12 protein-coding genes are annotated in these 11,852 nt (G+C 73.0%); 1 reads left to right on the top strand and 11 read right to left on the bottom strand.

The window, feature by feature from the left end; genetic code table 11:
• Positions 1 to 75 precede the first annotated feature (75 nt).
• The 11 genes from C1729_RS14505 to C1729_RS04025 form a co-directional block, all read right to left on the bottom strand.
• The gene (locus C1729_RS14505; protein ID WP_165375411.1) at positions 76 to 249 is read right to left on the bottom strand and encodes a hypothetical protein; all 174 of its coding nucleotides are present in this window, start codon (positions 247 to 249) and stop codon (positions 76 to 78) included.
• 191 nt (positions 250 to 440) lie between these two features.
• Entirely contained in the window at positions 441 to 1,325 is an 885-nt protein-coding gene (gene lgt / locus C1729_RS03980; protein ID WP_102508801.1) for a prolipoprotein diacylglyceryl transferase, read from the bottom strand.
• On the bottom strand, positions 1,322 to 2,137 hold the full coding sequence (gene trpA / locus C1729_RS03985) for a tryptophan synthase subunit alpha (RefSeq protein WP_102508802.1): 816 nt from the start codon (positions 2,135 to 2,137) through the stop codon (positions 1,322 to 1,324). Before trpA ends, lgt begins: the two co-directional genes overlap by 4 nt.
• Positions 2,134 to 3,357 carry a tryptophan synthase subunit beta gene (gene trpB, locus C1729_RS03990; RefSeq protein ID WP_102510502.1) on the bottom strand — a complete coding sequence of 408 codons (1,224 nt, stop codon included), beginning with the start codon at positions 3,355 to 3,357 and terminating at the stop codon, positions 2,134 to 2,136. Before trpB ends, trpA begins: the two co-directional genes overlap by 4 nt.
• A 110-nt stretch (positions 3,358 to 3,467) precedes the next feature.
• Positions 3,468 to 4,292, bottom strand: coding sequence for an indole-3-glycerol phosphate synthase TrpC (gene trpC / locus C1729_RS03995; protein WP_102508803.1), 825 nt, complete (start codon positions 4,290 to 4,292; stop codon positions 3,468 to 3,470).
• Positions 4,293 to 4,490: 198 nt separating this feature from the next.
• Positions 4,491 to 4,760: an HGxxPAAW family protein gene (locus tag C1729_RS04000; protein ID WP_102508804.1), complete on the bottom strand. Its 270-nt coding sequence runs from the start codon at positions 4,758 to 4,760 to the stop codon at positions 4,491 to 4,493.
• A gap of 60 nt (positions 4,761 to 4,820) precedes the next feature.
• On the bottom strand, positions 4,821 to 5,435 hold the full coding sequence (locus tag C1729_RS04005; RefSeq protein ID WP_165375412.1) for a Trp biosynthesis-associated membrane protein: 615 nt from the start codon (positions 5,433 to 5,435) through the stop codon (positions 4,821 to 4,823).
• Positions 5,428 to 6,999 (bottom strand): anthranilate synthase component I, encoded by a 1,572-nt coding sequence (locus C1729_RS04010; protein ID WP_102508806.1) that lies wholly within the window; start codon positions 6,997 to 6,999, stop codon positions 5,428 to 5,430. The genes C1729_RS04005 and C1729_RS04010 overlap by 8 nt, the downstream gene beginning before the upstream one ends.
• Positions 6,996 to 7,379: a phosphoribosyl-AMP cyclohydrolase gene (hisI, locus tag C1729_RS04015; protein WP_422917638.1), complete on the bottom strand. Its 384-nt coding sequence runs from the start codon at positions 7,377 to 7,379 to the stop codon at positions 6,996 to 6,998. Before hisI ends, C1729_RS04010 begins: the two co-directional genes overlap by 4 nt.
• A gap of 25 nt (positions 7,380 to 7,404) precedes the next feature.
• Positions 7,405 to 9,240, bottom strand: a complete 1,836-nt coding sequence (locus tag C1729_RS04020) for an ABC transporter ATP-binding protein (RefSeq protein WP_102508808.1) — start codon at positions 9,238 to 9,240, stop codon at positions 7,405 to 7,407.
• Complete coding sequence (locus C1729_RS04025; RefSeq protein WP_102510503.1) at positions 9,237 to 11,021, bottom strand: ABC transporter ATP-binding protein; 1,785 nt, start codon at positions 11,019 to 11,021, stop codon at positions 9,237 to 9,239. Before C1729_RS04025 ends, C1729_RS04020 begins: the two co-directional genes overlap by 4 nt.
• A 166-nt stretch (positions 11,022 to 11,187) precedes the next feature.
• On the opposite strand from C1729_RS04025, the gene C1729_RS04030 reads away from it, so the two are divergent.
• Positions 11,188 to 11,850 (top strand): TIGR03085 family metal-binding protein, encoded by a 663-nt coding sequence (locus C1729_RS04030; protein ID WP_102508809.1) that lies wholly within the window; start codon positions 11,188 to 11,190, stop codon positions 11,848 to 11,850.
• Positions 11,851 to 11,852: the final 2 nt, after the last annotated feature.

Here is an 11,852-nt window from a genome sequence, read left to right on the forward strand (position 1 = left end):
CACGATCCGTCCGCGTCGTCACCGTGCCCCGGGACGGGGATGGTTCATGCAGGACGGAGGGTGGGCGTCAGTCGCTCACGGCAGCCCGAAGTCGGCGCCCCGGTTGTCATCGACCTGGGCGCGACGCGTCTCCTTCGCGTCAGGGACCTCGTGCACCGCAAGGACCTCGATACGGACGGGCACGAGCCTCGTGAACGCGCGGCGCGCGCGCAGCCGCGCGGCGGCCGTGCTGCTCGGCGTGAGGCTCATGAGGACCGTCCTCGGCTGGTCGTGCGGCGGCGGGCCGCAGCGCGGTGAACTGGAGTTGTAGGACGACACTGGCCCGCGGTGGCCAAGATTACACTCCCTTGACCCTCAGGACAAGGGGACGAGGGTCCACGGAGGCGCCCACGTGACCCCGGGCGCGAGGCCCCGGGACAACGGGGCAGCGAGGCTCGACCCTATGTCACGTCGTCGGACGAAGCGTCGGCAGCGTCCGCGCCGTCAACAGAACCGCCGGCGAGGACGCTCGTCTCCCGCACCGGATGCCTCCGGCTCACGACGGCGAACGCGACCGCGCCGAGGAGGAGCGTCGCGAGCGACGTCCAGACGTTGAGGCGCAGGCCCAGGACGAGCTCGGCGTCGTCGATGCGGAGCATCTCGATCCACACCCGACCGAGCGTGTACGTGACGACGTAGAGCCAGAACACTCGACCGTGGCCGAGCCTGAAGCGACGGTCGAGCCACAGCAGCAGCGCGGCAGCACCGAGGTTCCATAGGAGCTCGTAGAGGAACGTCGGGTGGAAGAGCGTGCCCGCCGGATAGCCCGAGATCGCAGTGTCGATCTCGAGCCCCCACGGAAGCGTCGTCACGGCCCCGAAGAGCTCCTGGTTGAACCAGTTGCCGAGTCGGCCGATCGCCTGAGCGACGAGCAGCCCCGGGGCGACCGCGTCCGCGAACACCGCGAACGACACGCCAGCACGCCGGCAGCCGATGTAGGCTCCGACCGCACCGAGGGCGATCGCCCCCCAGATGCCGAGGCCACCGTTCCAGATGTAGAGCGCCGACACCGGGTCGCCGCCTGGCCCCCAGTACGCGTCCGGGGAGCTGATGACGTGGTAGATACGACCGCCGACGATGCCGAACGGCACCGCCCACATGACGATGTCGAGCACCTGGTCCGGGTCTCCCCCACGCTCCTTCCACCGGCGCATCGTCAGCCACGTCGCGACGACGATCCCGAGGATGATCGCGAGCGCGTACGCGCGCAACGGCAACGGGCCGAGGTGCCACACGCCGCGGGACGGCGACGGGATCGAGGCGACGAGCGCACCAGCGAGGCTCACGCCGCCCCGCCGGTCCGGGCCGCGCGGACGCCGCCCGCGATCGACCGGGCGACCGCCGTCATCGCGGCGATGCCCTCGTCCTCCGACGACGCCTCAAGCAGGGGCCGCACGAAGGCGGAACCGACGATGACACCGTCGGCGTACCCGCCGACCTCGGCAGCCTGCTCCGCACGGGAGACGCCGAGCCCGACGCAGACGTTCTCAGCGCCAGCGGCCCGCGTCCGTGCGACGAGCTCCGCGGCCCGCGGGCCCACCGTCGCCCGCTCGCCCGTGACGCCCATCGTCGAGGCCGCGTACACGAAGCCTCGCGACGCGGCCGCCGTCGAGGCAAGACGCGCGTCCGTCGAACTCGGGGCGACGAGGAAGACCTTGTCGAGCCCGTGAGCGTCGGCCGCCGAGATCCACTCCGAGGCTTCCTCAGGAACGAGGTCCGGGGTGATGAGCCCCGCACCGCCCGCCGACGCGAGATCCGCCGCGAAGCGCTCGACGCCGTAGCGCAGCACCGGGTTGAAGTACGTCATGACGAGCGCAGGTGCCCCGAGGTCGGCCACGCCCTCGACGACCCGGAAGACATCCGTAAGGCGCACCCCGCCGTCGAGCGCGCGCACCGCGGCCGCCTGGATCGTCGAACCGTCCATGACGGGGTCTGAGTACGGCACCCCGATCTCGAGGATGTCGGCGCCCGCCTCGACGAGCGCCCGCGCAGCGCGGAGCGATCCGTCGACCGTCGGGAAGCCGACCGGCAGGTAGCCGATGAGCGCAGGGCGCCCCTCGGCGCGCAGCTCGGAGATCCGTCGTGCGGTCGCACTCACTGCGCCCCTCCCTCGGTGAGATCGGCGTCGGCGTCGACGAGGTCGAACCACCGTGCCGCCGTCGCCACGTCCTTGTCGCCGCGGCCGGACAGGTTGACGAGGAGGATCGAGTCGGTCCTCCCCTGCTCCGCGAGCTCCCGCCCCAGGCGGAGTGCGCCCGCAAGAGCGTGCGCGGACTCGATCGCCGGGATAATGCCCTCCGTGCGCGAGAGGAGCCGGAGCGCTTCCATGGCCTCCGCGTCCGTCACGGGCTCGTACTGGGCGCGCCCGATGCTCGCGAGGTAGGAGTGCTCCGGGCCGACACCCGGGTAGTCGAGCCCCGCGGAGATCGAGTGCGAGTCCTTCGTCTGGCCGTCCTCGTCCTGGAGCAGGAACGAGCGCGCACCGTGGAGGACGCCCGGGGCGCCCCCCGTGATCGACGACGCGTGCCGGCCGGACTCGACGCCCTCACCGCCGGCTTCGAGGCCGAGGAGCCGCACGTCGGCGTCGTCGAGGAACGCGTCGAAGATGCCGATCGCGTTCGAGCCGCCGCCGACGCACGCGAGCACGGCGTCCGGGAGACGGCCCGTGAGCGCGAGCACCTGCTCGCGTGCCTCGACGCCGATGATCCGCTGGAAGTCACGCACGAGCGCGGGGAACGGGTGCGGGCCCGCAGCCGTGCCGAAGAGGTAGTTCGTCGACTCGACGTTCGTCACCCAGTCGCGCAGCGCCTCGTTAATCGCGTCCTTGAGCGTCCGCGAGCCCGACGTCACCGGGACGACCGTCGCGCCGAGGAGCTTCATCCGGGCGACATTGAGCGCCTGCCGGCGCGTGTCCTCCTCACCCATGTAGACGACGCACTCGAGGTCGAACAGCGCCGCGGCCGTCGCGGACGCCACGCCGTGCTGACCTGCGCCCGTCTCCGCGATGACGCGCGTTTTGCCGATGCGCTTCGTGAGGAGCGCCTGGCCGAGCACGTTGTTGATCTTGTGCGAGCCCGTGTGGTTGAGGTCCTCACGCTTGAGGATGATGCGGACACCGCCCGCGTGCGCCGCGAAGCGCGGCACCTCGGTGAGGATCGACGGACGGCCCGAGTAGCTGCGGTGCAGCTCCGCGAGCTCCGCCTCGAAGGCGGGGTCGACCTTCGCGGACGCGTAGGCAGCGCTGAGGTCGTCGAGCGCCGCGATGAGAGCCTCAGGCACCCATCGCCCACCGAACTCCCCGAAGTACGGGCCGGGCATGTTCTGCAGCGACGGGGGCACGTCGGATCCTTCCTCGGGGGCGGGTGCGGCCGGGGCCGCTCGGCACAGGAGCGTGCCGTGCCGTTCCGGCGCGGTGCCGGGACGGGAGATCAGTGGCGCAACGCGCGCACCGACGGATGCGTTCCTGCGGCGACGAGAGCCGCGACCGACTCGCGCGGGGACGCGTCCGTGACGAGCGCCTCCCCCACGAGCACCGCATCCGCGCCTGCGCGGGCGTAGTCGACGACGTCGTGCGGGCCGCGCACGCCGGACTCGGCGATGCGCACGATGCCGTCAGGGATGAGCGGGGAGACACGGGAGAATGTCTCCCGGTCGACCTCGAGCGTTTTGAGGTTGCGCGCGTTGACGCCGATGACGCGCGCGCCTGCGTCGGCCGCGCGGGCGACCTCCTCGCCGTCGTGCACCTCGACGAGCGCGGTCATGCCGAGCGAGTGGATGCGCTCCGTGAGCGACTCGAGCACCGTCTGCTCGAGCGCCGCGACGATGAGGAGGACCATGTCGGCGCCGAAGGCGCGCGCCTCCCAGACCTGGTAGGGCGTGACGACGAAGTCCTTCCGGAGCACCGGGACGTCGACGCGCGCACGGACAGCTGCGAGGTCCGCGAGCGTGCCCTTGAAGCGTCGCTCCTCCGTGAGCACCGAGATCGCCGAGGCGCCACCCGCCTCGTACTCCGCGGCGAGCGCCGCAGGATCGGAGATCTGCGCGAGCGCGCCCTTCGACGGGCTCGAGCGCTTGACCTCGCTGATGACCGCGACACCGTCCTCGAGCCGCAGGCGGGGCACGCAGTCGATCGCGCCGGGCTGACGCGCGGCACGCTCCTTGAGCTGGTCGAGAGTCGTCAGCGCCTCGCGGGCGGCGAGGTCCTCGCGGACTCCCGCGACGATGTCGTCGAGCACGGTCCGTCCGTCCGACATGTCTGCCCCTTCCCTCGGCTGATGTTGGCTCCATCGTAGGGCCGCTCGAGAGTGGTCCACGCCACCGTCCGCCTGCCGGGAACCCGGCACGGGGAACGACGACGCGCGGCCGCCGAGGTACGGCGACCGCGCGACGAGAACGCTGCGCCAGATCGGCCCAGGGTGCGCCTGGGCGAGGGAGCGGCGAGGCCGGCCGGGTCAGGCCTGGGCGCGCTCGGCCTCGGACGGCTGCCCGTGACCGAGGACCTGGAGCACCTTGCCGGAGACGACGCCGAGTGCGACGACGCCCATGCCGACCCAGAAGAGCCACGGAAGCGACGCGACGACCGCACCGGCCGCGATCGCGACACCGATGAGGACGAGGACGACGAGCGTCCACGACGCCGTCGTGTGCCCGTGGTTGTCGTTCGGGGCCGCGGGCGGGAGGTACAGGCGCTCCGAGGCACCCGACGAGATGTTGTCAGCCATGCGCACAGGGTAGCGCGCGGGCGGCGCTCACGTCGTCACGTCAGCCCGGGAGGTCACCCGTTAGCGCCGCTCCGAGCCGTTGTCGGCCACGTCCGGCTCGTCACCCTCGGGCGCGTCCCACAGGTCGGCGAGATCGGGCGCTGCGTCCGCGCCGGCGGACGCAGCCCGCGGCGCGCTCGCACGCTCGTGCCGGCGCGAGCCCGTGCGCCACCCTCCTGCGCCGAGCGCCGCCGCGACCGCGACGACGAGCGCAAGCACACCGAGCACCGGAGCAGCCCACGCGACCGCCGCAACCTGGGGCTCCGTGACAAGCACGTCGACCCCCGTCGCCGCGGACGCCGCCGAACGTGCCGCCCCCGCGGGCGACGTCAGCACCGGGAGCGACGCGACGAGCGCGACCGCACCACCGAGAGCGACGACACCGGCGACGACCAGACCGCCGAGCCGCCCGACGAGAAGCGCCGCCGCAGCCGCCGCGAGCAGGACGAGGCCCGCCGCCTGGACCCCCGGCGCGGCCGTTCCGCCCGTCACCGTGACCTCGACCGCCGACGACAGCGCGCTCGACCCCGTCGCGGAGATCCACACCGGCGCCGACACCGCGAGCAGACCCGTCCCGAGCACGACGGCGCCGAGCACCGTCGTGCGTCGCGACGCGCCGCGCACGCGCTCAGCCACGACGCACCGGCACAAGACGCGACGCGAGCTGGACGGCCCGGACCGCCGCCGCGGCCTTCGACCGCGTCTCCTCGTACTCGGTCGCCGGGACCGAGTCTGCGACGATCCCCGCGCCCGCCTGGACGCTCGCTCGTCCGTCGCGCACGACCGCCGTACGGATCGCGATCGCCATGTCCATGTTGCCCGCGAGGTCGAGGTAGCCGACGCAGCCGCCGTAGACACCCCGCGCCGCCGGCTCGAGCTCATCGATGAGCGCAATCGCCCGCGGCTTCGGCGCGCCCGAGAGCGTGCCCGCCGGGAACGTGGCCGTGAACGCCTGCAGCGCCGTCGCGCCCTCCCGCAGCCGCCCGACGACCGTCGAGCAGATGTGCATGATGTGGCTGAAGCGGCGCACCGCCATGAGCTCGACGACCTCGACCGACGTCGGCTCGCACACCTTGACGAGATCGTTGCGGGAGAGGTCGACGAGCATGACGTGCTCGGAGCGTTCCTTGGGATCTGCGAGCAGTTCCTTCTCGAGCGCCACGTCCTCCTCGGGCGTCGCTCCACGCGGCCGCGAGCCCGCGATGGGGAACGTCGTCACACGGCCGTCCTGGACGCTCACGAGCGTCTCCGGACTCGAGCCGACGACGGCGAACCGGCCGCCCGCCGCGTCCGTGAGCTCGAAGTAGTACATGTAGGGGCTCGGGTTGATCGTCCGCAGCGTCCGGTAGACGTCGAGCGGCGAGGCCGGGCAGTCGAGGTCGAGCCGCTGCGAGACGACGACCTGGAAGACCTCGCCGTCAACGATCGCGACCTTCGCCGCGTCGACCGCGGCCTCGAAGTCCGCACGCTCCGTCCGGAACTCGAGCTGCGGCTCGGGTGCCTCGCCGAGGACGACCGGTACCTCGGCACTCGTGCCGCGCCCCTCGACGAGCTTGCGCTCCATCGCGTCGAGCCGTGCGAGCGCGTCTCCGTAGGCCTCGTCGACGCGCTCGTCCGTCGCGTCATAGTTGATCGCGTTGGCGACGAGCCACACCGAGCCGGTGAGGTGATCGACCGCCGCGACGTCCGACGCGAGGCACAGCGCGACCTCCGGGACGTCGACCTCGGTCGGCGTCGACCGCACGAGCGTCGGCTCCCAGTGCCGGACGACGTCCCAGCCGAGCGAGCCCGCCAGGCCACCCGTGAACGGCGGCAGCCCCTCGATGCGCGGGGTCGCGAGCACCTCGAGCGTGCGCCCCAGGACGTCGAGCACGTCGCCGTGCGTCGGCACCCCCTCGGGGACGTCGCCGAGCCAGCGCGCGTCGTCACCGTCGACCGTGAGGGTCGCGCGCGACCGCACCCCGACGAACGACCAGCGCGACCAGCCGCCGCCGATCGGCGCGGACTCCATGATGAACGTGCCCGGCTCACCCGCCGCGAGGGTGCGGTAGAGCGAGACCGGCGTGACGTCGTCGACGAGCAGACGCCGCACGACCGGGATGACCCGGTGGTGCTCCGCGGCGAGCGCCACAAAGTCCTCCCGGGCCGGCCAGGTCGCACCCCAGGCGAGCTGGTCGCCGGGGCCCTGCACGGCGCTCATGCCGCGCCCCCGACGACCGCACCGAGGTCCCCGCCAGCCTCGAAACACGTGCGCGTGCCGGTGTGGCACGCCGCACCGACCTGCTCGACGCGGACGAGAAGAGCGTCGCCGTCGCAGTCGAGCGCGACCGAACGCACAAGCTGGACGTGGCCCGACGTGTCGCCCTTGCGCCAGTACTCCTGCCGCGACCGCGACCAAAACGTCACCCGGCCCTCCGTGAGCGTCCGGCGCAGCGCCTCGTCGTCCATCCAGCCGAGCATGAGCACGTCACCCGTGTCGTGCTGCTGGACGATCGCGGCGACGAGGCCAGCGTCGTCGCGCTTGAGACGGCTCGCGACGGCGGCGTCGAGCTGGGGTGCGGCAGTGGAGTCTTCGGTCACGCGAGGGATCATCCCACGCACCCGCTCACCGTGTCTGGGCGATCCACGCCGCGTGCATCCGCGCGTACACGCCCCCGCCCGCGACGAGCTCCGCGTGGTGACCCACCTCGACGACCCTCCCCGCATCGACGACGACGACGAGGTCCGCGGCCTCCGCCGTCGAGAGCCGGTGCGCGATCGTCACCGTCGACCGCCCCGCCGCGAGCTGCTCGAACGCCCGCGCGACGCGCACCTCGGTCGCTGGGTCCACGGCGCTCGTCGCCTCGTCGAGCACGAGAAGGTCTGCCTGCGCGAGGTACGCGCGGGCGAGCGCGACGAGCTGTCGCCCCCCCGCCGACAGCGCCTCGCCCCGCTGCCCGACCGGCGCGTCGAGACCGCCGGGACGGTCCGCGACCCAGTCCGAGAGACCCAGCGCCACGACCGCGTCCTCGACGAGCGGGCGGACGTCCTGACCCGGCGCGAGGTCACGCGCCCCGTACGCGATGTTCTCGGCAAGCGTCCCATCGAAGAGGAAGCCCTCCTGCGGCACGAGCACGACCCGCGCGCGCAGGTTCGCGCTCCGCAGCCGACGCAGGTCGGTGCCGTCGAGGAGGATCTGGCCCTCGCTCGGGTCCATGAGCCGCGCGACGAGCTTCGCGAGCGTCGTCTTGCCCGAGCCCGTGCGCCCGACGACGGCCACCCGGGTGCGCGGAGGGAGCGTGAGGTCCACTGCTTCGAGCACCGTCGGGCCGTCCGGGTACGCGTAGGACACCCCGCGGAGCTCGACCGTCGCCGGACCGCGCGGTGAGACCTCGCCGTCGGGCGGGTCTGCGACCGTCACCGGTGTCTCAAGGACCGCGAGGACCCGACGCCATCCGGCGACCGCGTTCTGAAGCTCGTTGAGGACCTCCGTCGCGAGCTGGACCGGACCCGTGAAGAGCTGGACGAGGAAGAGGAACGCGAGCAGGCGTCCGAGCGAGACCTCGCCCGCCATACCGAGGAAGGTCCCCGCGACGACGACCGCGACGAGCACGAGGTTACTCACGAGCATCCCGCCCGAGAACACCGACGCGACCCGCACCTGCGCACGGACCTGCGCATCGCGGTGCCCGGCGACCGCGGCGTCGACACGCCGGCGGGTGCGTGCCTGGGCCGCGTGAGCCCTGATCGTCTCCGCGCCGAGCACCGCCTCCGACACCGTGCCGAGCACGCCGCCCATCGCCGCGCGGACCTCAGCAAACGCCCGGTTCACCCCGCGCTGGAGGCGCGGCAGGACGAGTGCGAGCGGGACGAAGCACGCCCACACGAGGAGCGTCAACTGCCACGAGTAGACCGCCATGAGGACCGTCGCGACCGTCAGCTGCATCGTCGAGACGAGCAGCATGATGCCGCCCCACTGGACGAACATCGAGATCGTGTCGACGTCGCTCGTCACGCGGGAGACGAGCGCGCCCCGGCGTTCCGAGTCTTGCGACAGCACCGAGAGGTCGTGGACGTGCCGGAACGCCTTGACGCGCAGCGTCGCCAGACCGGCCTCGGTGCGTCGCACGAGCCGCACGTTGACGAGGGCCGAGCACGTCCCTGCGAGCACGAGAACGAGGGCGGCGGCCGCGACGAGAACCCCGACCCGGCCCGCGTCGACGCCACCCTCGGCGAGCAGCCCCGTGTCGATCGACTGCTGGACCGCGACCGGCACGACGATGCGTCCGATCGCGGCGAGCACCGCGAGCAGGAGCGTGAGCCTGAGCCCCGTCACGAGCTCGGGCGAGACACGCACTCCCGCGCGGAGCGTCCCGAGCACCCCGAGAGAGCTCGCGGTCGCGATCCGTCCTGCGGCGTCCGTCACGGCCGCGCGCGGCGACCTGTCCTCGTGCACGCTCATCGCTCCTCCTCGACGCCCGCCGCGGCGGCCTCGTCCGCCCTGCGCGATGTCTCCCGCGCATACGCGGTCGCGAGCCGCGCGTAGCCCTCGTCGCGTGCGAGCAGCTCAGCATGCGTGCCGACGTCGACGACGCGCCCGGCGTCGACGTGCACGACGGAGCTCGCGAGCGCGATGCTTGCCGCCCGGTAGGCGACGATGACAACCGTCGGACCGCCGCGCTCACCGAGGCCGAGAAGGATGTCCCTCTCGACGCGCGGGTCGAGCGCGCTCGTCGCGTCGTCGAGGACGAGGAGCCGCGGGCGGCGCACGAGCGCACGAGCGATCGCGAGCCGCTGCCGCTGGCCGCCCGAGAGGTTCGAGCCACGCTCCCCGAGCCGGGCGTCGAGCCCGTCGGGCAGCGCGCGGACCGTGTCCGCGACATGGGCGCGCTCGAGCGCGTCCCAGATCTCCTCGTCCGACGGCGCCCCCGGCTCGTCGTCGTCCATGAGCGTGACGTTCGCCCGCACCGAGTCCTCGAAGACGAACGTCGACTGCGACACGTACGCCACCGCTCCCGCAAGCGCCTCGGGCGCGAGCGATCGCACGTCCGTCCCGTCCAGGCGCACGGTGCCGCGCGACGGGTCCGAGAGCCGTGCGAGGAGCGCGACGAGCGTCGACTTCCCCGCGCCCGTCGCACCGACGACCGCGACCGTCGCCCCGGGCGCGACGTCGAGAGTCACGTCGTCGAGCAGCGTGAGCGGGCCGTCCGGCCCCACGACCTCGAGTCCGACGCCCTCGACCCGGACGCCGAGCGGGCCGGAGCCAGCCAGCGCACCCGAGCCGGGCACGATCTCCTCCGGAGCGTCGAGGACCCCGGCGATCCGTTCGTGCCCGACGAGACCGCGCGGCAGCTCGCCGAGCACCCAGCCGAACGCCCGCACCGGGATCGCGAGCAGCGTGAGCAGGTACGCGGCCGCGACGACGTCACCCGCACCGACGTCACCGACCGACGCACGCCACACCCCGACGCCGAGGACGAGCAGCGTACCGAGCGACGGCAGCAGCTCGATCACCGGGTCGAAGACCGCACGGACCCGCCCCACCTGTACGTTCGCCGCGCGAGACGCGTCAGCGACTCGCGCGAAGCGCGCCTCCTCGCGCGCCTCCGTGCCGAGCGACTTCACGAGGAGCGCCGCCGAGAAGCTCTCGTGAGCGACGTCCGAGACGTCGCCACGGAGCCGCTGCGCCTCCGTCACCGCCGGGGACATTCGCCGCTGGAACACCGCGTTGACGACCATGACGGCCGGCAGCACCGCGAACGCCGCCGCCGCGAGCCAGGGGTCGACCGTCACGAGACGCACCGCCGCAACGACGAGCATGAGCGCCACACCGAGCGCGAACGGCAGCGGGTTGAACACGCCGGTCGCCGCCTCCGCATCCGAGCTCACGTGCGCGAGCAGCCGACCCGTCGGACGACCCCGGTGCCATGCGACGGGAAGCTCGAGGTACCTGTGCGCGAGGTTGCGGCGGTGCTCGGCACCGAGCCGTGCGTACCCCATGCCCGCGCCGATGCGTCGCCCCGCGACCGCGACCGCGTTGAGGACAGCGACGAGCGCGAGCCCCGCGACGCCGAGCCACACCGTCGCCGAGGTCGTTGGTGCTCCCGTGAGCGCCGGCACGACGACCTCGTCGGTCGCACGCCCCAGCCGCGTCGAGATCTCGACCGTGAGGACACCCGCGAGCGCCGACACGGCGATCGTCCACGTGTACAGCCAGGGTTGCGCACGCAGACCACGACCCATGAGCGCGAGAGAGCGTCGCAGTCGTGAGCCCGTGAGCGCGACGGGGCGGCGCGGGTTGGTCGTCGAGGTCACAGGTCCGTCCGGGCTCGTCGGGGTGGGGACCGTGACATCCTCGCACGCGGCACCGACACTCACGCGGGCATCCGAGACGTGCCACGATGAACCCATGACCTGGCACCAGCACGAGCGCGAAACCCTGGCGTCCCTCCTCCACGAGGCGGGTCCCGACGCGCCCCCCCTGTGCGACGGCTGGCGGACCCGCCACCTCGCGGTCCACCTCGCGCAGCGTGAGCTCGCGCCGTGGACGATTCTTCAGGCCGTGCCCGGCCCCATCGGCCGGCGGACGGCCGCGACGTTCGACGAGGCCGTCGCCGCGTGTGACGACCCGTCGACCTACCACGACACGGTCGACCGCTGGGCTGCCGCGCCCGCCGCCTGGAGCCCGCGCGCGCTCGCTGGCGACGCGATCAACCTCGTCGAGTTCTTCGTCCACGGCGAGGACGTCCGTCGCGCGTCCGACGACGAGCCCGCGCCCCCTCCCGTCGCACGCGAGCTCGACCCCGCCGAGGAGGACGCCCTCTGGCAGGCCGTGCGACGCATGGCCCCGCTGCTCCTGCACCGTTGCCCCGTCGGCGTCGTCCACGTGCTCGACGACGGCCGGCGCGCACTCGTCCACCGACCCAAGGATGACCGGGGCACCGTCGTCGTCACCGGTGCTGTGGGCGAGCTCGCGCTCCACACGCACGGCCGTGGAGCACGCGCGCTCGTGAAGATCGTCGGCTCCGACGATGACCTCGCGACCCTCGAGCGGTTCGTCCCCTCGTCCTGACC

This window comes from Sanguibacter massiliensis (assembly GCF_900240335.1).
In the GTDB taxonomy this organism is placed as follows: Bacteria; Actinomycetota; Actinomycetes; order Actinomycetales; family Cellulomonadaceae; genus Flavimobilis; species Flavimobilis massiliensis.

Coding starts and splice junctions, on each gene's coding strand:
- C1729_RS14505 (WP_165375411.1), bottom strand. CDS start 249: ATGAGCCTCACGCCGAGCAGCACGGCCGCCGCGCGGCTGCGCGCGCGC.
- trpB (WP_102510502.1), bottom strand. CDS start 3,357: ATGCCCGGCCCGTACTTCGGGGAGTTCGGTGGGCGATGGGTGCCTGAG.
- trpC (WP_102508803.1), bottom strand. CDS start 4,292: ATGTCGGACGGACGGACCGTGCTCGACGACATCGTCGCGGGAGTCCGC.
- C1729_RS04000 (WP_102508804.1), bottom strand. CDS start 4,760: ATGGCTGACAACATCTCGTCGGGTGCCTCGGAGCGCCTGTACCTCCCG.
- C1729_RS04010 (WP_102508806.1), bottom strand. CDS start 6,999: ATGAGCGCCGTGCAGGGCCCCGGCGACCAGCTCGCCTGGGGTGCGACC.
- C1729_RS04020 (WP_102508808.1), bottom strand. CDS start 9,240: ATGAGCGTGCACGAGGACAGGTCGCCGCGCGCGGCCGTGACGGACGCC.
- C1729_RS04025 (WP_102510503.1), bottom strand. CDS start 11,021: ATGGGTCGTGGTCTGCGTGCGCAACCCTGGCTGTACACGTGGACGATC.
- C1729_RS04030 (WP_102508809.1), top strand. CDS start 11,188: ATGACCTGGCACCAGCACGAGCGCGAAACCCTGGCGTCCCTCCTCCAC.